Below are 25,123 nucleotides of genomic sequence, written 5' to 3'. Positions count from 1 at the left end.
CGCATCGCGTGTCCGCCCAAAGCCGACTAAGAAGGGCCCGGTAGAGGAGGGCCGCGTGGCAGGCAGGCAGAGGCTGACGCCGGAAATCCGCCGTCAACAGATCATCGCGGCCGCGAGGACGCTGCTGCTGGAGAAGGGCTATCTGCCCCTGCCCATGGAGGCGCTCGCGGCGCAAGCCGGGGTCTCGAAGGGCCTCGTCTATGGATACTTCCCGACGCAGCACGATCTCTTCAACGCCATGCTGCTCGAGGAATTCGCCGCCCTGGAGGAGGCCGGGCTGGCCGCCGCGCTGTCCGCCCCAGGCCTCGCCGCCCGGACCCAGGCCGCAGCGGAGCTCTACCTTCGGCATGTGGCCCTTCGCGGGCCCGCCCTGCACTACATTCTCCGCGACAGCTATATGGCCGGCCGGTTCGATCCGCAGGCCCGGAGGCTGAGGGACCGGATTTTGCGAGGCTTCGCCCGGCTCGCGCGCCGTGAACTGCGCCTGCCGCCGCAGGAGGCCATCGCGGCGGTCGCCATGGTGATTGCGATCCCCGAGGAGACCGGGCGGCTGGTTTGGCAGGGCGAGCTGCAACTGCCCCGCGCCCTTGAGATGGCGGGCCGGCTCGTGGCCTCGTCCATATCCGCCCTGCGGCCGGCCGGTCAGGCCTCGGCGTCGGCCGTCGGGGAGCGGTAGGCGCGCACCAGGTCGCGGTGGCCGGTCATGGTGATGGCCAGGGTGAGCCGCTCGGCGGCGTCGATCCCGATCTTGCCGCCGGCCACAAGGCGGCCGGCTCGCAGGCAGACCGCGGTCAGCACCGTCGTCAGCACCCGGGCGGCGTCAGGCGGCATGCCGTAGGCGTCGGCGAGGCCGGCCACCAGCTGGGTTCTGTCCGACTGCTGGGCGGCCTGGCGTTCAGCCCGCAGCGCCTCGCGCACCTCGGCGGACTGGGTGAGGAGCTGGATCAGCGCCCCCCGGTTCGCCGCCTCGCGCAGATAGGCCATCGTCGAGAGCGCCAGGCGGGTGTAGCGGTCATGTCCCCGGTCGATCTCGGCGCGCCGCCGGGCCTCCATGGCCGCGAGCTCTCGGCGGGCCAGGGCGGCGAGCAGGTCGCGCCGCTGGGGGAAGTAGTTGTGGGCCTGGGCCTCGCTGATGCCGGCGGTCCGGGCGACCCGCTTCATCGTCAGGGCCGGCAGGCCTTGGGAGGTGATGATCTCGGCGGCCGCGTCGATCAGCTGCTCGCGCCGCTGTTCGGTAGGAAAGCGCGTCCGTTGGCGCCGGGAGCCGGGACGTTCGCCGCCAATGACGATTGGGTCCTCGACGCCGGGCGGCGGCGGCGGCAGGGGCGGGGGCTCCGGCGCCCGGCCGGCGGCGACCTTTCCCCAGTGGTCGCGGCCAGGATAGGGGATCAGCAGGCGGTCGCAGATCTTGGACAGGCCGCTGCTGCTGAGGCCAAGGTCGCGCGCCACCGCGCTCAGCGGCCGGGTCCAGATTCGCTCATAGAGATCGGCCCGACTGAGGACGGTGCGCGGCGGCTCGCTCATGGCGGGAAAGCCTAGCCCCGCCAGACGGCGACGGCCAGTCCGCCCGCCGCCCTACCGCGCCGCAGGGCGCTGGTAGAGTTCGATGGCGTAGCCGTCGGGATCGCGGACCACATGGACGGTATCCGCGAGGCGGGTGGGTTCATGACCGGCCGCGGCGGCGCGCTCGGCCATGGCGCGGCTGTCGGGCACGGCCAGCACCACGCGCCCGAACGCCGTGGCGCCCGGCGGCGGCGCGCTCTCCCGGAGGACGATCAGGGCGTCGGTGCGGACATCGCCGCTGACGCCCAGGAGATATTCGCGGGCCGGCCCCTGGGCGGGCACGCGCGCGGCCACCTTCAGGCCCAGCACCTCGGTGTAGAACTGCATCGAGCGCTCGAGATCCGACACCGACAGTCCGACGCCCGCCACCCGGATCGGGCGGAGCGGATCGGGAAGCGGCGCCGCGGGCTCGGCCTGGACGGCCGTGGTTCCGAAGGCGAGGGCGGCGGCCAGGGCCAGGGCCAGGGGCGATATCCTCATGGCGCGCCTCCGGCGGCGGTCGTCGACGATGGGGGCAGCAGCGCGCTCTCGGGGAGGGACTCGGCCTTGGCGCCCTTGGGCACGACGATCCCGTCCACCACGTTGAAGGGCGAAGGCTCGGGGACCGAGGCCTCAGGGCGGGCGAGGGCCTTGTAGGAGGTCGCGCGGGCGCTGCGCTTCGCGTCCGGGGTCAGCACGAAGGCCGGGATCGCCGAGACCCGGTAGGCGAAGGAGATGTGGGTCTTCTCGCCGTTCGGGCCCGTGGGGCTGTAGTCGGCGTGCCGGCGCAGGGCGTAATAGACGTCGGGCAGGCGCACCCAGGTCAGGGCCTCGATCACCGGCCCTCGCGCGCGCACATAGCCGTCGTAGACCGGCTTCCAGGGCCGGTAGCCGCCCACATAGCCGGAGAGGCCGCCATCGGGCTGCAGGGTCAGGTCGAGGCGGGCCTTGAGCAGCTGCAGTTCGCGGGCCATGCCGGCGTCCCGCATCCAGACCTCGTCCATTGGCCGGGTGGACACGATCCGGCCATTGACGCTCCTGGCCTTGAAGATGGCTTCGAGCTTGCGGTCGGGCTTGATGCGGAAGGTGTAGTCAGGCGCCACGCCGCCGGCGGCGTCTTTCACCAGCTTGTCCTGGCTCAGGTAGAAGCCAACGGTGACGTCGTCGTCGTTCATCGGGTCCTGGCCCCGGCCTTCCAGGACGACGACCATGGTCCAGGCGCCGTCGCGCATGGCGTCGTTGCTGGAGAGGGCCCCGCTGGATAGGCGCGGCGGCCCGCGGAAGGTCTTCCAGCATCCCAGGGCGCGGTAGAAGGCGTTGTCGATCCCGCGCTCCCCGGTCGGGCTGACGAAGCCCGTCGTGGGGTCGTCGTCGAGGTCGAGGCCCTCGCCGATGTCGCCGCTGACCCCCACCAGACCGCCGTCCGGCGTGGATGTGGGGTTGATGTAGACGTTGGCTCGCCCGGCGCCCCGGAAGGCCATCTGGTTCTGGCCGTGAACCGGGCTGCGGGTGGGGTTGGCCGGATTGCGCAGCCAGAGGGCCTGTTCCCGCGTATAGCCCGCGTCGATCAGCACCTTGATCCAGTCGGGCTCGGGATTGGTCCCGGCCGGGCAGTCGGTCCCGGGCTCGGTCGTGCCGCTCTTGGCCCCGTAGTACATGGCCGGCTCGTACCATTCGACCGCGAAGCCGCGGGTCCAGGCCGCCAGGGCGGGCGCCGGCGCGGCGAGAGCGGCGGCGAGCGCGAGCGCGACGCGGAGACGGATCGATCGCTTCACGCCATGAGCTCCGTGATCGGGCGGGAGGTCCGCATGCCGCCGACGCCGAATTCGCCCACCGACACGCCGACCAGCTGCTGGGCGGTCAGGGAGACCCGGGTCACGGCCTCGCCCTTGCCGGCGATGTGCTGGCCCGTTCGGTGGCGGCCCCCGGCGCCGCCGGCCAGGAAGATCGGGATGTTCTCGATCGAATGGATCTTGGCGTAGCCGGTGTCGCTGAAGGCCATCACCAGGGTGCGGTCCAGCAGCGTGCCGTCACCTTCCTTGATGGCGTCGAGTTCAGTGAGGAACGCGCCGAGGCCCTCCATCACCAGCCCGGCCAGCCGGCTGGTCTCGATCTGGTAGCCCAGGCGCGCGTCGGTGGGCTCGTCGTGGGTGATCTGGTGATAGATCTTGCTCTCGCCGGGAATGTAGGTCTCGGAAGCCCCCGGCGTATGGACGAAATTGAAGACCTTGGCCTGGTTGCACGCCAGCGCCATCGCCAGCAGCTTCGCCATGGTGCGGGTGTTGCTGTTGACCACGTCGATGGAGGCGCCCCGCTTCGGCGCCTCCGGCTCAGGCGGCACCGCGCAGGACTCGCACGGCTCGGGCCGCTCAAGGCCCAGGGCCAGCTGCTGCTCCAGTTCACGCACCGAGGTGAAGTACTGGTCGAGTTTGACGCGGTCGGCGCGACCGACGTCGGCGAGCAGAGCCTGGCGCTGATCGGTCACCGCCGAAAGCACGCTCTGCTGGAGCATGATCGAAGGATCAGGCGTCCAGTCGGGGCGGTTGGGGTCCTGGAAGCCGGGGCCGAACAGGCGGGTGTAGAGCTCCACCGGCGTGGTGTCGGGGGTGGCGAAAGCCGAGCCCGTGCGGGTGGAGTAGCTCACCACCTTGCCTGACGCCGAGGCGTCGAGAACCTTGAAGCGGACGCCCCCGCCGATGGCGTCCGCCACCCGGGTGTCGAAGGAAGGGCCGTCCATCCGGTTGATGGCCGCCGGGGCCACGCCGGACAGGATCGCGGCATGGCCCGTCCAATGGACGAGATTGGGCCGGCCGTCGCCGATAACCCGGAAACCGGACAGGACCGAGACCTTGTCCTTGACCGGCCGCAGCGGCTCGAGCTCCGGCGTGATCTCATAGTCGGGGCCGACGGTGGTCGGCACCCAGCGGCTGCCGCCGGCGGGGGTGTCGGTGAGGCCGAGGCCCCAGAAATAGGTGCCGAACCGCACCGGCAGGCGCTTCCCGTCGGCCCAGGCCTGGCCGTGGCCGTCGAGGAAAAGGTCGAGCGCCGGCAATCCGAGCGTCACCGCGCACCCACCAAGGGCGCCGCGCAACAGGGAGCGGCGGTTGAAACGCTGGCTCATGGCATGCCTCCCGTCTCGCCGGTCGGGGCGGCGGCCACGGTGGTGGCCGGGCGGGCCCGCGCCGGCAGTTTTACCTTGAAGAACTCTGGGCTTTCGGCGATGCGCGCCATCATCTCCGGCACGCGGTAGCCGTCCTTGGCGAAGGCCTCGGTCTGGTCGGCCAGGTAGTCCTCGTCGCGCTCGTCGGGCGCCTTGCCGACGCCGTAGGCGTAGACATTGCGCACGAGGCAGGCGGGGATCTTTCGCTGGGTGGACAGGTAGGTTCCGAGGCCCTGGGCGCCGACGAAGCGGGCGCCGTTCACCTCGGCGCTGACGTCGATCGGCTGGCCGTTCTCGAACATGCGCCGCTGTCCGATGCCGTCGAAGTGTTCGAGGGCGAGGCCCGCCGGGTCGCTGACCCTGTGGCAGGCCGCGCAGCCCTCATTGTCCATGTGGGCCAGCAGGCGGGTGCGGACGGTGCCCTGCTCAAGCGCCTGAACCTTGGAGAAGTCCACATCGGCGGGCGGCGCGGGCGTCGGCTCGCACATGAAGATCTCATGCAGCTTCACCCCCCGCCGGGTCGGCGACGACGCCGCCGGATGGGAGAACAGCGACAGGAAGGTGACCTCGGTCAGGATGCCCGAGCGCCCCGCCTCCTTGGGGAAGGTGAACGGCGACCACTCCTGCGTGGAGGTGAAGGGCACCTGGTACACCGCCGCCAAGTGGCGGTTGATGAAGGTCGAGTTGCTGGTGAACAGCTCGCGGTAGTCGCGCCGCTTGTCGATGAGCAGATCGATCGTCGTGCGGAGGGTCTGTTCCCGGGCGCTGTCGGCGAGGGCCTGGCTGAACTTGGGATAGGCGTTGGGGTCCTTGGTCAGGCCGTCGAAGTGCTCCAGCTGGAGCATGTCGGTGAAGAACGCCCGCGCCCCGTCGCGGAGCCTCGGCGATCCCACGAGCCGGGTCAGCTGGCGGCGCAGGCCGTCCGCCGTGTGCAGCTCGCCGGTTTCGGCCGCCCGGCGCAGGTCCGCATCGGGCGGCGCGTCCCAGAACAGGAAGGAAAGGCGGGAGGCCTTGCTGTAGCCGTCCAGCCGATACTGGTTCGGCTGCGCCGGATCAGGCTCGGCGCGCTCCAGCCGGAACAGGAATTCGGGCGCCACGAGCAGGCTCTTGAGGGCCAGGGCCACGCCCTCGTAGAAGTCGCCGGTCCGTTCGGCCCCCAGGGCGGCGGTCCGCAGGCGCGGCGCGATCTCGGCCTCGGTCAGGGGGCGCCTGAACAGTTGTTCCCCGACCTTGGCGATGATCCGGCGGGCGCATGCCTCGTCCGGGGCGGCGTCCGAGCCCGGGCGGCAGTCGGCCAGCCGGTCCCGGCGCTCCGGGGCGACGACTTGGGCGGCGATGCTGTCCGCCAGCCGATAGTACTGTTCGAAGCCGGCGGGGGTGATCGACAGCTGGCTGCTGCCGATGGCCAGCAGCCCCTCATCCCTCAGCTCAGGCTCGAAACGGCCGTCAACGCGGACATCTGCACCAAAAACCTCGGCGATCGATCGGCGGTACTGGCTTTCGGTTAGGCGCCGTGCGGCGACGATCATGGGGGCGCCGGACGTGGCCGCCGCGGAGGCCGTGGGGGCCGCCAGAGCCGTATGGACCGCGAATCCCCCTGCGCCGGTGAGGGCGCCGATGGCCAAGGCCGCCCCGGCAGCGCCGCTCCATTTCAACACGTCGCCCTCCCTTGCTCGCCAACTCCAGTTCGGCGGATAACTGATAATTGCACTAATAGCAATTCGCGGCTACGGGGAAGAGGCAGACTGTCGGAGGTGGTGGAGATGTGGTGCTGGCGTATGGCGGCGACGGTGGCGGCGACTGCGGTCCTGGCCTTCGGCGGGGCGGGGTGGAGCGCCCAGGGCGCAGGTGCGGCCGAGGCGGCCCAGGATGCACTGGTCCCCGACGAGGAAGCCGGGGCCGAAATCTACGCTGCCCAGTGCCGGGGTTGCCATACGGTGTCCATCGCGCCGACCCTGCGGGGCGTGGCTGATCGCCGCATCGCCAGCGTCGCGGACTTCGGCGGCTACAGCGAGGCTCTCAAGGCGAAGGGCGACCAAGTCTGGACCGCTGAGAACCTGGACGCCTTCCTCGCTGCGCCCCAGGATTTCGCCCCCGGGACGCGGATGGTGCTCGCCGTGCCCGACGCCCAGGCCCGGGCGGACGTCGTGGCCTATATCCGTTTGCTGCCGCCGCCGCGGGCCGCCCGCGACTGAGCGATCGCTCAGGGTGTGACGCCGGCCTGAGCACCACGCGTTCAACACCGCGCCATTTCGCGCTAAGCACGCGCGACAGGGGGCGGCATGGTTCGTGGTTGCTTGACAGTAGGAGGGGTCGGCTCGCCAGATGGCGCCCCGAGGGGGCGCCATGAGTGAGTTCGACGCGTCTCGCTGGGACGAACTGTTGCGGAAGCTGCGCCGAAGACTGCGCGGCGACGCATCCAGTGAGGATTACCTGCATTCGGCGTTCATCCGCCTGCAGCGCTATCGGCAGACGACCAGCGTCAGCAATCCGGACGCCTTCGTGCTGCGCACGGCGACGAACATCGCCATCGACCATCAACGGCGGGGACGCTGGATCAAGCCCGAACCCTGGGAGACGGCCTGCGAACTCATGCCGGCCGAGGGGCGGTTGCCTGATGAGGCGCTGGAGGCCCGCGAGCGCCTGAAGCGTGTCAACGAGGCGCTGGGCCGGATGCCGCCCCGGACTCGAGAGATCCTGCTCATGCATCGCCTCGAGGGCATGAAGTACCGCGAGATCGCGGCGACCCTGGGGATCAGCCAGGGGGCCGTCGAGAAGCACATCGCCAAGGCGACCCTCGTCCTTCTTGAGTATGCGGAGGGCTGAATGGCGGGTGACAATGACCTGCGCGGCATCCGCGAAGAGGCGGCGACCTGGCTGGCGCGGCTGCGCGCTGATGACGTCAGCGAGGCGGACCACGAAGCTTTCCGAGCCTGGATGAACGCCGACCCGCGCCATGGCGAGGTGTTTGACCGCGCCACCCGCCTGTTCGAGAGCGTGGGCGCTGTCGCCGTGGCGCCCGCAGGGGCGCGCGGTGAGCGCCGGAACCGCTCCCGCCGCATGGTGGTGGGCGGGCTGGTCGCCGTTTTGGGCGGGGGCGGGCTTGCCGCCGTGGGGTGGCGCCAGGCTGGGGCGCAAACGTTCCGCACCGGCCATGGCGAGCGCTCGGTCGTCCGCCTGCAGGACGGCTCGACCCTTACCCTCGACGCCCTGAGCGCGGCCAGGTTTGAGCCCCTGCAGCGTCGGCTGCTGCTCAGGGAAGGGCGGGCCAGCCTGGAGATCGCTGCGGGCCGACGGCCGTTCTGCATCAATGCCGAGGGGTGGAGCGCCGTGGCCGAGGGTGGGCTTTGTGAAGTGAGCCTGCTCGAAGGCGGCTACAGCCTCCTCGTCGTCAGCGGCCAGGCGCGGGTCTCGTCTCTGATGGCCGGACCCGGCGAGACCCTGGTCAGGGCAGGGGAGCGCTTCACCTCGGCCGGAGTTGAAAAGGCGCAGAGCGATCACCTGCTGGCCTGGCGGGAGGGACAACTGGCGTTCGAGGATGCGACACTTGCCGCCGCCTGCCGGGCGTTCAACCGCTACAGCCCTATCACACTGGAAGTGGATACGCGGGTGGCCAGCCTGCCGGTCAGCGGCGTCTTTGCCGCCGATCACGGCGAAGCGTTCGCGAAGGGCGTGGCGCAGATGCACGGCCTGAAGCTCCGAAAGACCGCCGGCGTGCTGCGGCTGGAGCCGGCGGGGTGAGCTGGACCTAGGCCATGAACGCTCGCCGACGAGCCGCGGGGCTGCAGGCGGTGGCGGCCATCGCGATCCTCGGCTGGTGTGGTCTGGCCCGTGCCGGAACTCCGGTGGAGTACGACATCCCGGCCGCCCCCCTGAGCCACACGCTGCGCGAGATCGGCCGCCAGGGCCGCATCGACATTCTGTTCCCTTCGAACCTGACTTCGGGGCGCTGGAGCTCGCCGCTCAAGGGCCGGCGAACGGCCGAGGCGGCGCTGAACGCGGTCGCGGAGGAGGCGGGCCTTGAGGTGGTGCGTACAGGGCCGACCTCGTTTCTCCTGCGCGCCCGTGCCCGGGCGGAAACGTTCGCGGGGCAGGATCAGCCGTCGCAAGAGACCTGGGCACCGCGGGAGACCCAGCTCTCCGAGATGGTGGTCACGGCGCTGCGGCGGCCGGAATACCTTCAGCGCAGTCCCGCGAGCATCACCCTCATCACGGAGGATCGTCTCTCCGCCGTCCCGGGGGCGGGGCTTTCGGAGATTGGTCGTCGGGCGCCCGGCCTGATTTTCACGGAGAACGGGACAGGCAAGCGGCGCATCACCATGCGCGGCATCCAGAGCTCAGGTGAGAACACGGTCGGTCTCTACATCGGGGACACGCCGCTCACCGGGCCCAGTACGGCTACCTCGGACATCAGCCAGATGAGCCCGGATCCGGCGCTGGTGGATGTGAACCGCCTGGAGGCGCTGCGCGGCCCCCAGGGCACGCTCTATGGCGCCGGAGCCATGAGCGGTGCGGTCAAGATCATCTACAACTCGCCCGATCTAGCCCGGGCGAGCGCCGAGGCGGCGGTCCGGGCCGAGCAGATAGGGGGCGGCGGTTCGGGCTATGGCGTCGAGGCGGTGATCAACGCGCCGCTCCTGCAGGACCGCCTCGGCGTTCGTTTCGTCGCCCATGACAGCGTGACGCCCGGCTATGTCGACAACGTCGTCCTCGGGCTTTCGGATGTGAACAGGGGCCGTACCAGCGGTGGGCGGATGTCCTGGCTCTACGTTCCCAGGCCTCGGAGCCGCTTCTCCCTGGTCGCCCTCCACCAACGACAACGCATTGAGGACAGCGCGTTCGGTCGGGCCGCGCTGGCCGACCAGGACAGCGACAACCTCGTTCGTCTGCCGTTCCCCAACGATCTGACGCTCATCAGCGCCTCGGCGGAGCTTCCGGTGCGGGCGCTGGCCCTGACCCTTAACAGTTCGGCGTCCCGCTGGGACACGGAACGCTATATCGACACCAATCCCGCGTCCCTCGCGGTCATCGAGCCGGCCACCTACTGCCCAGCCTTCGCGGGCGTTCCAGTCTGCGACGAAGCGCAGAAGGCCGCCTACCGCGCCTATGTCCGCGCGCGTCTGCCCGCCGTGAACCGGCAACCGGCGCGGGTCGAAAGCTGGACGCACGAGGCGCGCCTCTCGGCCAGCGGCGGCGCGCTGTCTTGGTCCGCCGGCGTCTTCCTGGAGCGCCGTCGAGACCACAGCGAGAGCGGCACCTATGTGGCCGACGCGGCGACGGGCCGGCCCTTGAGCCCGCCTGTCGTGAATCTCTTCCGGACGGTGTCTGTGGAAACCGATCAGACGGCGGTGTTCGGCGAGGCGCGGCTGGAGTTCGCGCCGCGCTGGACCCTGACCGCCGGCCTGCGCCGTTACGCCTATGACAAGGCGGCCAAGTCCCAGATTCTTGAGTCCAGCTACATCAACGGGGCCATGGCCGGACCGCTCATTCGCCGCTCTACGCATCACGACGGCGTCGCGCGCAAGGTCAATCTGGCCTTCGAGCCCAGTCCCAATCTCCTAGTGTACGCCCAGGCGGCGGAGGGCTTTCGCCCGGGTGGCGTCAACACCGTTCCCAACCTCCCTGAGCCGCTCGTGGTCTTCGAGCCTGACAGTCTCATGTCTTACGAGATGGGGCTGAAGGCCAGCTTGGATGGGGGGAGGGCGACGCTGAATCTGGCGGCCTTTCAGATCGACTGGCGCGACATGCAGGCCCGCGCCCGGCGGCCAAGCTTCACCTATGTGGCGAATGTCGGCGCCTCTCGAGTGAAGGGGCTGGAAGTCGAGGCCGAGGCCGAGGTCGCACGCGGGTTGCGCCTTCAGGCGGGGCTGAGCCTTGTCGACGCTCGCCTGACGAAGGATCAGACGTCAAGCGAAGTGGGCGCTGGCCGGCGAGGCAACCGCATCCCCTTCGAGCCCGACATCACCGCATCGGCGGGAATGTCCTACACCCACAGGTTCGGCGACCGCGCCGAAGCGTTCGGTCGGCTGGACTATGTCTATACGGGACACTCCGCCTCGGCCTTCAACGGGACTAGCCCCTACTACGAGACCATGGGCGGGTTCGGCGTCCTGGACCTGCGGGCCGGTTTCGCCATGGAGGCCTGGCGGGTCGACGCCTGGGTCTCCAACCTCCTGAACTGTCGGGGCGCCTACAAGGTCGAGTCAGACCTGAACTCGGAGCAGCTCACCCTGCGCGCCAGGCCCCGGACAATCGGTGTGGGGCTGAGCCGCCGCTTCTGATCGATCTGGAATATTTTGCCGCAAACACGCTGCTTTGCGGCTGCTCGCAAAATTTTTTCGCATTTTGGGGTGGGGTAAACCGCCGCCTCGTTCGTCCCCCCTCCGAAGCCCGAATGGGCAGAAGAGGGGATATCGCCATGATGCGTGTGTTTAACGGTCGCCAGGCGCGGCTTTTCTGTGGTGCAGCCATCTCGACGCTGCTGGCCGGTGGTGTGGCCGCCGCTCAGCCCGCCGATATCGAAGAGGTGGTGGTGACCGCGCTGAAGCGCGACACCAAGCTTCAGGACACGCCGCTTGCCATCTCGGCGGTGACGGGCGCCTCCCTGGAGAACGCCGGCGTCTCGGCCGTGAACGACATGATGCGCATGGTGCCGGGTCTGAACATGACCGAGGGCAACACCGGCCAGCGTCGCGTCACCATCCGGGGCGTGCAGAGCGCGGGTGAAAGCACGGTCGGCCTGTACATCGGCGAAACCCCGGTTTCCGGCCCGAACTCGGCGACGTCCGACCCGAGCAGCATCACGCCGGACCTCAACATGTTCGACATCGCCCGTGTCGAAGTCCTCCGGGGGCCGCAAGGCACCCTGTACGGCTCGGGCTCGATGAGCGGCACGCTGAAGATCGTCTTCAATGAGCCCGACGCGCGCAGCTACTCGGGCGCGATCGATGTGACCGGCAACTCCATCAAGGGCGGCGACACCGGCTACGCCCTGCGGGGCATGGTCAACGTGCCGCTGATCGAGGACAAGCTGGCTGCGCGGGTCGTGCTGTACGACGAACTGCGTGGCGGCTACGTCGACAATCCCCGCCTCGACGCCAAGAACATTAACGAGGCCCGCGCCTACGGCGCGCGGATGATGGTCAAGTATCAGCCGCTGGATCGCCTGACGATCAACGGCATGATCAACCTGCAAGAGCAGCGCGTCGCCGACTCGAGCGTCTGGTATCCGAGCGTCGGCCGCTATCAGGCTGACAACTACCACAAGCTGCCGTTCCCGAACTCGTTCCGCCTGTTCAACCTGCGGGCGGACCTTGACCTCGGCTTCGCCTCGCTGACCGCGACCACGTCGAAGTACGACTGGAAGGCCACCAAGTACATCGACGGCACCCGCGCCGCCCTGAACGTGATCCAGCCGGCGACCTACTGCGCCCGCTACCTCAATGTGGGCAGCTGCACCCCGGCGCAGCAGGAGATCTACCGCGACTACGTGCGCTCGGTGCTGCCGCTGAGCGGCTGGCAGCCGATGACCGTTGACACCTGGGTCCACGAAGTGCGGCTTTCCTCGACGGGCGACAGCAAGCTGAACTGGACCGTCGGCGCCTTCCTCGAGGACCGCTCGGACTGGTCGCAAAGCTCGACCGTGGAAGCGGATCCGACCACCGGCCAGGTCATCCAGCCCATCGTCTACAACTTCGCCCGCATGGTCGCCATCGACCTGCAGCAGAAGGCGCTGTTCGGTGAAGTGACCTACCGCCCGATCGACCCGCTGAGCATCACTGTCGGCCTGCGTCGTTACAGCTACGACAAGACCTCCAAGTCGCAGGTCCTGATGACCAGCTACATCAACGCCTCGGTGGCGGGTCCGCTCAGCGAGTACGACAGCGACGCCAACGGCTGGGTGAGCAAGGTCAACGTCAGCTACGACGTAACGCCCGACTTCATGGTCTACGCCCAGCGTTCGGAAGGCTTCCGTCCGGGCGGCATCAACAACACGCCGGGCCTGACGCCCGACCTGATCCCGTACACTTCGGACGAACTCGTGAACTACGAGGCCGGCGTGAAGTCGAGCTGGCTGGGCGGTCGCCTGATCCTGAACGCCTCGGCCTACCGGATCGACTGGACCGACATGCAGATCTCGGCCCGGATCCCGAACTTCAACTTCGTCACCAACGTGGGCGCGTCCCGCATCGAGGGCCTGGAACTCGAAGGCACCCTGCGCCCGATCCCGGGCCTGACGATCAATGGCAACATGAACTTCGTGAACGGCAAGCTCCGGACCGATCAGGTCAACGGGGTTGTCGAAGCGCCTGGCCGCAAGGGCGACCGCATCCCGTACGAGCCGAAGTTCACGACGGCCGTTTCGGCTGAATACACCTGGCCGCTCGTTGGCGACCTCTCTGGCCTGGCGCGCCTCGACTACTCCTACACGGGCAAGTCGTACTCGGAGTTCCGTCCGAACAACTCGAACTACGAGGAAATGGGCGACTACTCCAACGTGAATGTCCGCGGCGGCGTCGAGGGCGAAGACTGGGGCGCGTACATCTTCATCAACAACCTGCTGAACGACGTGGGCAAGGTGAAGGTCAGCTCGGGCGTGCTCTCCGAGCAGGCCACCCTCAGCACTGCGCCGCGCACCGTCGGCGTCAACGTCCGCCGTCGCTTCTAGGTCCAGGGGGAGATTCTCAGATGACCAACGTCACCCGACAAGGCTTCCTCGGCCTTGCGGCAGCCGCCTTGGCCGCAGGCTCGGCCAAGGCGCAGCCGAAGGCCGCGCCGACCCCCAGGCGCGGCCTTCGCACCCTGATCCGCGGTGTGGACGTCCTGACCATGGACGACAAGTTCACCGAGCTTCTGGGCGTGGACGTTCTGCTCGATGGCGGCAAGATCGCCGCCATCGGCAAGAACCTCTCGGTCGCCGACGCTGAGGTGATCGACGCGCGCGGCATGATCCTCATGCCGGGCATGGTCGATGGCCACCGGCACACCTGGCAGAGCATTCACCCCGGCCATGTGGTGAAGACCGAGCCGGGCTATAGCGGCCACTACCAGGCGTCCAAGATGAAATACATGGTCGCCTTCACGCCGGAGGACATGCATTTCGCCAACTACGTGGGGGGGCTCACCGCGATCTCCACGGGCGTGACGTCGATCATCGACTATGCCCACGTCCAGCACACGCCGGCCCTGGCCGACGCGGCGGCGGCAGGGCTCAAGGAGTCGGGCGTCGCCGGCTGGTACTGCTGGCAGATCTCCCACACGCCCAGCTATGGCCCGGGCGCGCGGATCCCGCTGCGTCAGGCCGAGGCCGACCGCGAAGCGCTGCCTGAGGCGTGGCGGTACGAGCACGCCGCGAAGATGCGCGACAAGTACTTCTCGGACTCTTCGGGGCTGCTGAAGTTCGGCCTGGCGCTCAGCGCCGCGCCGAAGAACAACTTCGCGCAGATCAAGGACGAGATCACCCGCTGCCGGCAGCTGGGCGCGGGCAAGATCGTTCACCACTATCGCACGCCCATCAATCCGCCGCCGGGCGCCTATCGTGGGATCCCCGACCTGCATGACCACGGCCTGATGGGCCCGGAAATGCATTTCGATCACGCCAACAACCTGACCGACGAGGACCTGCGGATCATGCGGGACCACGGGGCCAGCATGTGCTCCACGGTCATGGGCGAGTTCCCGTACGACCAGCCTCCGGCCCACTGGCGGGCTCGGGCGGCGGGCGTTGCGGCGAGCATCGGCGTCGACGTGCCGCTGGCGCTCAACAATGACTACTTCGAGAACACCCGCGCTGCGTTCTGGAACATGTACCGGACGCCGGAAGGGGCGAAGATGGCGGGCACGTACCATTCGTACGACGTGCTCGACTACGCGACCCGTCTGGGGAACCGCGCGCTCCGTCAGGAAAGCTACGCGGGCTCTGTGGTTCAGGGCATGCGGGCGGACCTCGTCCTGCTCCGCACGGACCGCTTCGGCTTTGCGCCCTTCGGGTCGCTGGCTTCGCGGGTGCTGAACTTCGCTTCGTGGGGCGACATCGACAGCGTCTGGATCGCCGGTGTGGCGCGCAAGCGCAACGGCGAGATGGTCGGGGTCGATATGGCCAAGATCAAGCAGAAGCAGATCGAGATCCAGGAGAAGGCGAGCAAGATCGCCGACACCATCGTCTTCACCTGATTTTCCGCCTGCCGTTGAAAGGGCCGACCATGCCTCGTCTTACTCGCAAGACCTTCCTTGGTTTGACTGCAGCCGTCGGCGCGGCGGGGGCCGCCTCGGGGGCGGCCGGCCCTGCGGCAGGCGCAGCCTCGCCCCAGCCGAAGGCCGCCCGGCGCCAGCTCATCCGCGGCGCCGACGTGCTTTCCATGGATCCGCGCATAGGCGACGCGCTGGCGACGGATGTCCTTGTTGAGGGCGGCCGCATCGCCGCCATCGGCAAGGGCCTCAGCGTCGCCGACGCCGAGGTGGTGGACGCCACGGGCATGATCCTCATGCCCGGCATGGTCGACGGCCACCGCCACGTCTGGGAATGCATCGACCTGGGCGGCGTGGTGAAGACCCAGCCGCAACGGTACGCCGGCTACCAGGAATGGAAGATGCGGACGATCGTCAGCATGTCGGCCGAGGACCACTATCTCGCCGGCCTGCTCGGCGGCCTGCTTTGCATCGACTCCGGCGTCACCTCCGTGCTCGACTATGCGCACGGCCAGATCGACGCCGACCGGGCCGTCGCCGCGGCCCGGGGCCTGCAGGCCTCGGGCGTCGGCGGCTGGTTCGCCTTCCAGATGGGGGTCTCGTCGAGTTACCGGCCCGGCGACACCGTGCCGCTCTCCAAGGCCGAGGGTGAGCGCATCGCCACCGTTACCGAAGCCCACTGGGCGACGGCCGAGCGCCTGCAGAAGGAGGTGTTCTCCGACAGCAACGCGATCCTGCAGCTGGGCCTCGCGCCGGCGGCCGGGGTCGGCGACAGGGTCGAGGCGGTTCGCGCGGAGTTTGCGCGGGCCAGGAGCATGGGCGTGAAGATGATCGCGGCCCACGTCCACAAGCCGCCGCGGCCCCTGGCCGCCGGCTATGTGGGGCATCGGGACTCGGGCATCACCGACCTGCATGCGGCCGGCCTCCTGGGCCCGGACTACCACCTGTCCCACGGCAACCGCCTTACGTCCGAGGAGCTTCAGATGCTCCGCGACACTGGCGGCATGGTCTGCGCCACGGCCATGGGCGAATTCCCCTACATGACCCAGTCGTTCCGCGGCCCCTCGGTCCATGGCCGGGCGCGGGCGGCGGGCGTCGCCACCGGCATCGGCCAGGACGTCAGCCTGGCGCTGCCCTTCGACTATTTCGAGCACTGCCGGGCCGCGTTCTGGAACCTCTACCTCGACGAGGAGAGCCGAAAGGTCGTGGAAGGGTACAGGTCCGAGGACACCCTCGACTTCGCCACCGCGCTCGGCGCCCGGGCGATGCGGCTGGGCGATGTGACCGGGACGATCACCGTCGGCAAGCGTGCGGATCTGGTGCTGCTGCGCACCGATCGTCCCGCCTTCAGCCACGTGGGCAGCTTGGCCGACCGGGTCCTCAACTTCGCGGCCCGGGAGGACATTGACAGCGTCTGGGTGGCGGGCGTCGCCCGCAAGCGCAACGGCAAGCTCCTCGGGGTCGATCTGGAAAAGCTGAACCTGCAGCGCCAGGCCGCCCAGGCCCGCATCCAGCGCGATGCGGCGACCATCACCTTCACCTGACGCGAGGGCGAAAGCCCGGCCTGACAGGTTTTCCGCGCGTAAGCAGCGCCCCCGGGCGGCGGCCCGTCAGGCCGCCATCAGGCGCCATCCTGACGGCGTGCCTGTGATCCCCAGAGGGGGAGCGATGTGTCTGGGGGGCTCATTTTGACCGAAGACCGACCTTCTGGCGGCAAGGTTGGGTGACCGGTAGCTAAACGTTCACGCTATTCCTTCGGGCATGGCTCGAGGCGCCGTCCTGCCGCAGGCTCCGATCCGCGCCGCCCGTCTGACCGAAGGGGCTGAGGCGTTCACCCAAGGCGGAACTGCCCAGGGGCGATGACTTTGGGGGGTGCCCTTCAACCTGCGCTGTCCCCGGGGTGGCCTCGGCGATCCCCTGGAACAGCTGGGGCGCCGTCGAGCAGCCGGCTCGATTTCGATGCGCGATTCTCGTCCGCGAATTCGATCGCGTGGAGATTCCCTGATCAGCAACTATGGATAATTCTTCGAATATTGCCGAGGTGCAGGGCAGTCGTCGGGGGCTCTGTCATGTATGCACATTCTCGCCCGGGGGCTGGGCGCGAGACATGGGAGCCGCTGGCGGATCACCTTGAGGAGGTCGGGCGTCGCGCGGCTGCTTTTGCGAGAAGCTTTGGGTGGATGGAGGCGGCGCGCGCCGCAGGCCTTCTGCATGACATTGGCAAGGCGTCGAACGCCTACCAAGCTTATATCGCCGCGCCCCAGGAGGGGGCGTCCAGAGGGCCTGATCATTCCACCGCCGGCGCACGGGAAGCTGAGAATCTCTATGGGCCGTACCTCGGGCGAATGCTCGCCTACGCCATCGCGGGCCATCACGGCGGCCTTCCAGACTTCAGGGATCTGGACCGCCGGGTTCGCGAGAAGGCGTTGGAAGACTGTACCCGCTGGCGCGAGGCCGTAAACAACCTGCCCGAGTGTGCAGCGCTCGTATCCAGGCGCAGCCGCCCTAACGTCCATCCGGGGTTCAGCGAGGCGTTCCTGATCCGGATGCTGTTCTCCTGCCTCGTAGACGCCGACTTTCTCGCCACAGAGCGATTCTACGAGCAACGCGAGCGTGAACCTCCAACCGACCTCGCCTTGCTGCAGGGGCGACTGATGTCGCGCCTGGCGGCGATGCGGCGCGACGACACGGAGCTGAACCGCAGGCGCTCGGAGGTTCTTGATCACGTGCTGCAAAAGGCGGGGCTGGAGCCCGGCCTGTTCACGCTCACGACGCCTACTGGTGGGGGAAAGACCCTGACGTCGCTCGCCTTCGCGCTGGAACACGCCCGCCTCCATGGCCTCAAGCGGGTGATCTACGTGATCCCCTATACGTCCATCATTGAACAGACGGCGGCGGTGTTTCGGGAGGTGCTCGATGCTCCGGAGGATGTGCTCGAGCACCATGCCAGCTTCGATTGGGAACCGCAGCGCCAGAGCATTGAGGAGGCGGACGATGAGGGACGCGCCGGCCTGACCAAGCTGCGCAGGGCCGCCGAGAACTGGGATGCGCCGATCATCGTCACAACGGCCGTCCAGTTCTTTGAAAGCCTGTTTGCACGCAGCCCGTCACGTTGCCGCAAACTGCACCGCATCGCGGAATCGGTGGTCATTCTCGACGAGGCGCAGACACTTCCTCTGCGACTGCTGCGTCCCTGTATGGCCGCGCTCAACGAGCTGGCGACGAACTACCGTACGAGCATCGTCCTCTGTACGGCTACCCAGCCCGCCTTACGTCTCTGCGACGGGTTCTCCGATGTTGGTCGTGCGCCGCGCGCCAGGCCGAAGAAGGTGGGTTTCGACATCGACGATAAGCGCGAACTCGCGCCTGACCCGAAGGGGCTCTTTGAAAGCCTGAAGCGGGTGGAGGTCGAACTGCGCGGGAAGACAGGGGACGACGAGGTCGCAGCGCGGTTCGCCGAGCAGCCGCAGATGCTGTGTATTGTCAATAACCGCCTCCATGCGCGCCGGCTGTTCGACCGCTTGAAGGCGGATCCGGACGTCGCGGAGGGCGTCCGGCACCTGACCACCCTGATGTGCCCGGCGCACCGCAGGGCCGTGCTCGCCGATGTCAGAACGCGCCTTGCGGGGGGCAGGGCGGTGCGGCTCGTGGCGACATCGCTCGTGGAGGCCGGCGTCGACGTCGATTTCCCCGAGGTCTGGCGCGCGATCACGGGGTTGGACTCGATCGCCCAGGCGGCCGGTCGCTGCAATCGTGAGGGGCGGCTGGTTCGGGGACGCACCGTCGTGTTCGAACCGGCGGACGCCGCGCCGCCAAGGGACCTTGAGCCGCTGATCGCCGCCGCGCAGAGCGTGTTCCGCCGAGGGCTGGACCCGCTCTCGTTGGAAGGCGTGCGGGCCTACTTTCAGGAGGTCTACTGGCTTCGCGGCGCCGATGCGATGGATCGGGCCGGCACGAGACGGAATCCGTGGTCCATTCTGCAGGCGCTTGAGGAGCGGGTCGACGGGCTCGAGTTCGAGTTCGAGACGATCGCGCGGGGGTTCCATCTGATCGACGACGACCAAGCGACGGTCATCGTGCCTTATGACGCCCCGGCGCGGACAGCGCTGTCGCGCGTGGCGACGATGGACCGACCTTCCGGCTTGGATTTGCGAAAGCTGCAGCAGTACGCCGTGTCGATCCCGCGCCGTGACCGGGACGCCTGGCTGGCCGCTGGCATTCTACGGCCTGTCAATCCGCGGCTCGGGGAGGCCTTGCTGGCGTTCCGGGACCTGGCGCACTACAGGGCCGACACGGGTGTGGATCTGTCCGAGCGGGACTGGCGCGACCCACTCGCAAACATCGTCGGAGACGCTGCGACCTAGATTTGACGTATCGACGTTCCGTGGCGTTGCGGCTTGGCCGTAAATATGTTCATCCTTCACTGGGGGGTGATCATGAACTACGGCGTCAGGCTTCATGTCTGGGGCGATCGGGCCTGTTTCACACGGCCCGAGATGAAGGTGGAGCGGGTCAGCTACGACGTCATGACGCCATCGGCGGCGCGTGGCCTGCTGGAAGCGATCTACTGGAAGCCAGCGATCCGATGGGTGGTGGATCGGATCCATGTTCTGAAGCCGATCCGCTTCCAGTCATTCCGACGCAATGAGGTCGGGGCCGTCGCCTCCGTTCGGTTGGCGCAGTCGGCGATGAGGCGGGGCGACGTCAACGGCTTGGGTTTGGTGGTCAGCGATCACCGCCAGCAACGGGCGACCTTGCTACTTACTGACGTGGCCTACCTCATCGAGGCGCATTTCGAGCTGACCGATCGCGCCGGCGCCGACGCTGACCCGGCCAAGCACATCGCCATGTTCCAGCGCCGGGCGGAAAAGGGGCAGTGCTTCCACCGGCCTTGCTTCGGTGCGCGCGAGTTTCCAGCAGAATTCGCGCTTCTTCCGAGGGACGCGCCGCCGCCGCCCAACGAGTTGCCGGCCGACCAGCGGGACCGGGACCTCGGCTGGATGTTGCACGACATCGAGTTCCGGCCGGACGGCAGCGCCAAAGGCTCCATCTTCTTTCACGCCCGGCTGAAGGATGGGGTGCTTGATATCCGCGACTGCCTCGAACGCGACGGGCTCGTCAGATGATCCTGCAGGCCCTCGACCGCTATTATGATCGCATGGCGGCCCGGGGGGAGGCCGAGCCGTTCGGTTGGGGAACAGTTCCGATCGGCTGGGTCGTCGAGCTTTCCGCCAATGGGGAGCCCGTGGCCGTGCTTCCGCTGCTTGATCCGGACAGCAACCGCCCCCGGCCGCGACCCCTATCGGTTCCGGGGCCCGTGAAGCGCGCCTCCGGGATCGCGCCGAACCTGTTTTGGGACAAGACGGCTTACACGCTTGGCCGCACGGCTGGTGACGGCAAGCGCACGGCGCTCGAGCACGCTGCTTTCAAGCGGGCGATGCTGGACCTGATCAGCGACAGTGAGGACGCCGGCCTGGTGGCGCTGCGTCGCTTCCTCGAAACTTGGAATCCTGAGCGTTTTGACAGCGCGCCGTTCCGGCCCGAGATGCTCGATGGCAATCTGGTTTTCCGTCTGGGCGGCGAGCTCGGTTTCATACATGAGCGGCCAGCTGCGAAAGCTCTGCTCGAGCGGCACGCCGCCTCGGCTGCGGGGGAGGAGGGCGAGGACCAGTGCCTCGTCACCGGCGTGCGGTCATCGCCGCTGAGACTTCATCCGACCATCAAGGGCGTCTATGGCGCGCAGAGCGCAGGCGCGTCCCTGGTGTCGTTCAATCTCGACGCCTTCAAGAGCTACGGGCGCGAGCAGGGCGCAAATGCGCCGACATCTGCGGCGGCTGGACATCGGTACGGCGCGGCCTTGAATGCCATGCTGGCGCGAGGCAGCCGAAACCGGCTGCCCCGGACAATTGGCGACGCCACGGTGGTGTTCTGGGCGGATGCGTCGGGGGCTGATGAAACTGCGGCCGCAGCCGCGGAGAGCTGGTTTGCACAGGTTTTTTCCGCTCCGGACGGTTACGAGGACGATGGTGACGCTGGCCAGACCGCAAAGCTTCGCGATGCCCTGGTCGCGCTGGCGGAAGGCCGAGGCCAGGACATTGATCCGCGCGGCGTCCGGTTCCATGTTCTCGGGCTGGCGCCCAATGCTGCGCGGCTGGCCGTGCGGTTCTGGCTCTCCGACACGTTTGAGGCCTTCGCCGCATCAGCCCTGGCCCATCTGGAGGATGTCTCGATCGAGCCGCGGCCGGGTGGCTGGCCGCCAGGGGGCGGTGCGCCGTCGTTATGGCGGTTGCTGATCAGGACGACGGCGGCGCAGGAAAAGCCGGAGAACGTGCCGCCGCTGTTGGCCGGTGAGGTCATGCGCGCCGTTCTTGGCGGCGGCTCATATCCGCGGTCCTGGCTGATGGCCGCCCTCATGCGCCTGCGCGCGGGGGACGATCCGGCGACCGGCTGGCACGCTGCGGCGATCAAGGCCTGCATCAATCGGCAGAACCGCGTCGGCCGTAGGGCCGGCGATCGTGCGAAGGAGGATCTCCCGGTGGCGCTCGATCCGGATCACGACAACACGGCTTACCAGCTCGGCCGGCTCTTCGCCGTGCTGGAAGCGGCCCAATACGCCGCGCTTGGGCGGGTGAATGCGACTGTCGCCGACCGCTACTACGGTTCGGCTTCGGCGACGCCAGCGCGGGTGTTTCCGACCCTGCTGCGCAATGCGCGACACCACGTTTCGGACGCGAAGAAGCGAGGCGGTGGCGGTTGGGTCGAACGGAAGCTGGACGAGGTTATTGCGCGCCTCCCGCCTGATCTGCCCGCGACCCTGACCCTCGAGGACCAGGGGCGCTTTGCTGTTGGCTACTACCACGAGCGTGCGTCACGGCCGCCAAAGGTCAGTGTGGAGGACGAGAACGCCGCAACTGAGGACGCCCAAGCCTGAACCGGAGGATCGCCCATGACGACCACTGCGCTCTCACGCCGTCATGAGTTCGTGCTGTATTTTGATGTGACTGACGGGAACCCGAACGGTGACCCGGACGCCGGCAACATGCCTCGCATCGACCCGGAAACCGGCCACGGACTGGTGTCGGACGTCTGTCTGAAGCGAAAGGTCCGGAACTACGTTGAGCTTGCGAAAGGCGATGCGCCGGGCTTCCGCATCTATGTGACGGAAGGGGCGATCCTCAATGAAAAGCATCGGGAGGCGTACATCGCTCACCCCGAGGCGGCCTCGGAAGATCGTAAGCAGGGCAAGATCAATCCCAAGAACGACGAGGCCGCCGCCCTGGTTCGCCGCTTCATGTGCGAAAACTTCTTCGATGTGCGTACATTCGGCGCCGTGATGTCCACCGGCGTCAACGCCGGTCAGGTCCGGGGCCCGGTGCAACTGGCGTTCGCACGCTCCGTGGAGCCTGTGCTCCCGCTGGAAGTTTCGATCACCCGGATGGCGGCCACAAATGAGGCCGAGAAGGCGCAGCGGGAGTCAGGATCGAACGTTGAGGAGAAGCGTGGCGACGCCCGGACGATGGGGCGAAAGCATGTGATCCCCTACGGCCTCTATCGCGCCTGCGGCTATGTTTCCGCGTCTCTGGCCTCCCAGGGGCCTAAGGCCACTGGGTTCTCGGAGCAGGATCTGGCGCTGCTCTTCCGCGCCCTCTGGGACATGTTCGAACACGACCGGTCTGCGGCTCGCGGTGTGATGTCGACGCGCAAGCTCGTGGTCTTTCGCCACCCGACCGCGCTGGGCGTGACCCACGCGGGGAAGCTTTTTGCGCGGGTGGAGCATGCCCGCGCCGGAGCGGAGGGCCCAATTCCCGTCAATGATCGTCGCAGCGACAACATCGCCCCAGCCCGCCGCTTCGAGGACTATGTCATCACGGTCGACCGCGAAGGCCTGCCAGATGGCGTCGAAGTCTTTGAGGACGAGGAAATTTTCGCGGCGATGCCCCTGACGGCCGGATAGCGGAGCCGGATCTTGCCGACTGTGGCTCCCCCCTTAGCGTCACGGGACATTGAGGAGGCGCTGATACCGCTGTCGGCCCTGCAGCACTGGCTGTTCTGCCCGAGGCAGGCGTCGCTCATCCACGTCGAGCGCATATGGGCGGAGGACCACGCGACGGCTGAGGGGCGATTGCTACATGCTGAGGTGGATCGGGGGCGGAGCGAAACGCGTCCTGGCTTCCGGGTCGCGCGCAGTGTTCAGATCCGATCTCTCGCCCTTGGGGTCGTCGGCAGGGCGGACGTTGTGGAGTTGCGCCTGGGCGCCGACGGCGATCCGATCCCGTTTCCCGTCGAGTACAAGCGCGGCAAGCCGAAGGCGCATCGCGCCGACGAAGTGCAGCTCTGCGCTCAAGCTATCTGTCTTGAGGAGGCCTTCGCCGTGGCCGTCACCGAAGGCGCCCTGTTTTATGGCGAAGGCAGGCGGCGGATCCACGTCACTTTTGATGCAGACCTGCGGGCCCTGACGGCCAAGGTGGCGGCTGAGGCGCGTCAGGCCTTGCTGAACGGCGTCACGCCCAGACCTGTCCTGACCTCCGCATGCCGGCTCTGCTCCCTGCATTCGGCCTGCCGGCCCGAGCCTCTGGAACGACCGCCAGCGGTTAGGACATGGCTCGCCCGCCGTATCCGGTCAGTCCTTGCGGTCGAGCCAGGGTCAGGCTCGCCCGTTGAGGCTGATCCATGAAGCGGATGCTGAACACGCTTTATGTGACGAGCGCATCCGCTTGGTTGCGTAAGGATGGCGCGAACCTTGTGGTGGAGGTGGATGGCGTCGAGAAGGGACGTGCGCCGCTGCACTTGCTGGAAGGCGTGGTGGGGTTCGGGCGACCGGGGGCCTCGCCGGCTGTAATGGCGGCCTGTGCTGAGACTGGGATCGCCGTGTCATTTTGCGAGCCGAATGGACGCTTCCTGGCGCGAGTGGAGGGGCCGCGCTCCGGAAACGTCTTGCTGCGGCGCACGCAATATCGGATCGCCGACGATCCCGCCGCGAGCGCTGCGATCGCCCGCAACATGGTGGCGGCGAAGGCGGCCAACCAGAGGACCGTGTTGCAGAGGGCCCTGCGGGACCATGGTCCCAGCATGACGATCGATGCGGTGGAACACCTGCGCGCTGCTGCGCGTCGGCTTGGGGACGTCGCTCGCCGGGTGATCGCAGCAAGGGACGTGGGGGTCGTGCGTGGGCTGGAGGGCGAAGCGGCGGCGGCCTATTTTAGTGTGTTCAACCGCCTGATCCGCTCGGAGGACCCGGCGATGCAGTTTGGCGGACGATCGCGTCGGCCGCCGCTGGATCGGATGAATGCACTCCTATCGTTTCTGTACGCGATGTTGGGCCATGACTGCCGCTCCGCCCTGGAGGCTCATGGTCTCGATCCGCAGGTGGGATTTCTGCATGCCGATCGCCCCGGTCGGGCCGGTCTTGCCCTGGATCTCATGGAGGAGCTGCGGCCGGTCCTCGCGGACAGGCTCGCCCTGTCACTGGTGAACCGCGGCCAGCTGGAAGCGGGGGATTTTGTTGTTGAGGAGGCCGGCGCTGTCCGGCTGACCGATACGGGGCGCAAGACCGTGCTCGTCGCCTGGCAGGAACGCAAACGTGATGAGCGCGTGCATCCGTTCCTGGGGGAAAAGGCGCCGTTAGGGCTCACTGCCTATCTGCAGGCCCAGTTGCTGGCCAGAACGCTGCGCGGCGACCTTGACGGATATCCGTCATTTATCTGGCGCTGAGCCTGACCATGCTCATGCTTATCACCTATGATGTGAAGACGGAGACGGCTGTTGGCCGCCGACGGCTGCGACGGGTCGCGCGAGCGTGTCTGGACTACGGGCAGCGCGTGCAGAATTCCGTCTTCGAGTGTGATGTATCGCCAGCCGAATGGGTAGGTTTGCGCACACGGCTCATCGCCGAGATCGATCCTACTCAAGATTCATTGCGCTTCTACCGGCTGGGCGCTGAGGGGCGCCGGCGGATCGAGCACGTCGGGGCGAAGCCTACGCTGGACCTCCAAGGTCCGCTCATCTTCTGAGCCTGCGCGAACGCCAATCGACGAAGCTCTCCTGCTGGGTTCGCGATTCACACAACTGATTGTTTTATCAAGCGGTTTCCGGCGGTCGCGGCAATGCGACATCCCCCCGGCCATCTGCCAGGCGACGGGTTCGCGTGGCGACAGGCTTTGTCCTAGCTGTTTCAAGCGGTTACGTTGGGGCAGTCGCCCTCCGCATGAGGGCGTGGATCGAAACGCCGCGCCC

The 25,123-nt window shown here is 67.9% G+C and carries 20 protein-coding genes; 15 read left to right on the top strand and 5 right to left on the bottom strand.

Features of this window, described 5'->3' with window-relative positions; translation table 11 throughout:
- The first annotated feature begins 55 nt into the window (after window positions 1–55).
- Window positions 56–676 carry a TetR/AcrR family transcriptional regulator gene (locus BO64_RS00385; RefSeq protein WP_496401283.1) on the top strand — a complete coding sequence of 207 codons (621 nt, stop codon included), beginning with the start codon at window positions 56–58 and terminating at the stop codon, window positions 674–676.
- On the opposite strand, the gene BO64_RS00380 is transcribed toward BO64_RS00385, so the two are convergent.
- The 5 genes from BO64_RS00380 to BO64_RS00360 are packed head-to-tail and all read right to left on the bottom strand — an operon-like array spanning window position 643 to window position 6,360.
- On the bottom strand, window positions 643–1,524 hold the full coding sequence (locus tag BO64_RS00380) for a TetR/AcrR family transcriptional regulator (RefSeq protein ID WP_496401282.1): 882 nt from the start codon (window positions 1,522–1,524) through the stop codon (window positions 643–645). The two genes, BO64_RS00385 and BO64_RS00380, sit on opposite strands and share 34 nt — an antisense overlap.
- Before the next feature lie 51 nt (window positions 1,525–1,575).
- On the bottom strand, window positions 1,576–2,043 hold the full coding sequence (locus BO64_RS00375) for a VOC family protein (protein WP_496401281.1): 468 nt from the start codon (window positions 2,041–2,043) through the stop codon (window positions 1,576–1,578).
- Complete coding sequence (locus tag BO64_RS00370; protein WP_496401280.1) at window positions 2,040–3,317, bottom strand: hypothetical protein; 1,278 nt, start codon at window positions 3,315–3,317, stop codon at window positions 2,040–2,042. The genes BO64_RS00375 and BO64_RS00370 overlap by 4 nt, the downstream gene beginning before the upstream one ends.
- Entirely contained in the window at window positions 3,314–4,663 is a 1,350-nt protein-coding gene (locus BO64_RS00365) for a DUF1552 domain-containing protein (protein ID WP_496401279.1), read from the bottom strand. The genes BO64_RS00370 and BO64_RS00365 overlap by 4 nt, the downstream gene beginning before the upstream one ends.
- Window positions 4,660–6,360: a DUF1592 domain-containing protein gene (locus BO64_RS00360; RefSeq protein WP_496401278.1), complete on the bottom strand. Its 1,701-nt coding sequence runs from the start codon at window positions 6,358–6,360 to the stop codon at window positions 4,660–4,662. The genes BO64_RS00365 and BO64_RS00360 overlap by 4 nt, the downstream gene beginning before the upstream one ends.
- A gap of 105 nt (window positions 6,361–6,465) precedes the next feature.
- On the opposite strand from BO64_RS00360, the gene BO64_RS00355 reads away from it, so the two are divergent.
- The 14 genes from BO64_RS00355 (at window position 6,466) to cas2 (ending at window position 24,900) form a co-directional block, all read left to right on the top strand.
- Entirely contained in the window at window positions 6,466–6,897 is a 432-nt protein-coding gene (locus BO64_RS00355; protein WP_496401277.1) for a c-type cytochrome, read from the top strand.
- A 151-nt stretch (window positions 6,898–7,048) separates the two neighbouring features.
- The gene (locus BO64_RS00350) at window positions 7,049–7,528 is read left to right on the top strand and encodes an RNA polymerase sigma factor (RefSeq protein WP_496401276.1); all 480 of its coding nucleotides are present in this window, start codon (window positions 7,049–7,051) and stop codon (window positions 7,526–7,528) included.
- Window positions 7,529–8,443, top strand: a complete 915-nt coding sequence (locus BO64_RS00345; protein ID WP_496401275.1) for a FecR family protein — start codon at window positions 7,529–7,531, stop codon at window positions 8,441–8,443.
- 14 nt (window positions 8,444–8,457) lie between these two features.
- Window positions 8,458–10,983, top strand: a complete 2,526-nt coding sequence (locus BO64_RS00340) for a TonB-dependent receptor (protein ID WP_496401274.1) — start codon at window positions 8,458–8,460, stop codon at window positions 10,981–10,983.
- 137 nt (window positions 10,984–11,120) lie between these two features.
- On the top strand, window positions 11,121–13,370 hold the full coding sequence (locus tag BO64_RS00335) for a TonB-dependent receptor (RefSeq protein WP_496401273.1): 2,250 nt from the start codon (window positions 11,121–11,123) through the stop codon (window positions 13,368–13,370).
- A gap of 20 nt (window positions 13,371–13,390) precedes the next feature.
- Window positions 13,391–14,875, top strand: coding sequence for an amidohydrolase family protein (locus BO64_RS00330; RefSeq protein ID WP_496401272.1), 1,485 nt, complete (start codon window positions 13,391–13,393; stop codon window positions 14,873–14,875).
- Window positions 14,876–14,904: 29 nt separating this feature from the next.
- A complete protein-coding gene (locus BO64_RS00325) occupies window positions 14,905–16,434 on the top strand; it encodes an amidohydrolase family protein (RefSeq protein WP_496401271.1) in 1,530 nt (509 codons plus the stop codon).
- A gap of 315 nt (window positions 16,435–16,749) precedes the next feature.
- On the top strand, window positions 16,750–19,254 hold the full coding sequence (locus tag BO64_RS00320) for a CRISPR-associated endonuclease Cas3'' (protein ID WP_496401270.1): 2,505 nt from the start codon (window positions 16,750–16,752) through the stop codon (window positions 19,252–19,254).
- 72 nt (window positions 19,255–19,326) lie between these two features.
- Window positions 19,327–20,016 carry a type I-C CRISPR-associated protein Cas5c gene (gene cas5c, locus BO64_RS00315; protein WP_496401269.1) on the top strand — a complete coding sequence of 230 codons (690 nt, stop codon included), beginning with the start codon at window positions 19,327–19,329 and terminating at the stop codon, window positions 20,014–20,016.
- Window positions 20,013–21,821, top strand: a complete 1,809-nt coding sequence (gene cas8c, locus BO64_RS00310; protein WP_496401268.1) for a type I-C CRISPR-associated protein Cas8c/Csd1 — start codon at window positions 20,013–20,015, stop codon at window positions 21,819–21,821. The genes cas5c and cas8c overlap by 4 nt, the downstream gene beginning before the upstream one ends.
- Before the next feature lie 15 nt (window positions 21,822–21,836).
- Window positions 21,837–22,844: a type I-C CRISPR-associated protein Cas7/Csd2 gene (gene cas7c, locus BO64_RS00305; RefSeq protein ID WP_496401267.1), complete on the top strand. Its 1,008-nt coding sequence runs from the start codon at window positions 21,837–21,839 to the stop codon at window positions 22,842–22,844.
- Between the two features lie 21 nt (window positions 22,845–22,865).
- Window positions 22,866–23,564: a CRISPR-associated protein Cas4 gene (cas4, locus tag BO64_RS00300; RefSeq protein WP_496401321.1), complete on the top strand. Its 699-nt coding sequence runs from the start codon at window positions 22,866–22,868 to the stop codon at window positions 23,562–23,564.
- The gene (gene cas1c / locus BO64_RS00295) at window positions 23,561–24,601 is read left to right on the top strand and encodes a type I-C CRISPR-associated endonuclease Cas1c (RefSeq protein WP_496401266.1); all 1,041 of its coding nucleotides are present in this window, start codon (window positions 23,561–23,563) and stop codon (window positions 24,599–24,601) included. The genes cas4 and cas1c overlap by 4 nt, the downstream gene beginning before the upstream one ends.
- A gap of 8 nt (window positions 24,602–24,609) precedes the next feature.
- On the top strand, window positions 24,610–24,900 hold the full coding sequence (gene cas2, locus BO64_RS00290) for a CRISPR-associated endonuclease Cas2 (protein WP_496401265.1): 291 nt from the start codon (window positions 24,610–24,612) through the stop codon (window positions 24,898–24,900).
- Window positions 24,901–25,123 lie beyond the last annotated feature (223 nt).

Source organism: Phenylobacterium composti DSM 19425 (assembly GCF_059568645.1).
The sequence above is the reverse complement of the archived record's forward strand: the minus strand, read 5'-3'. Positions and strand labels throughout refer to the sequence as shown.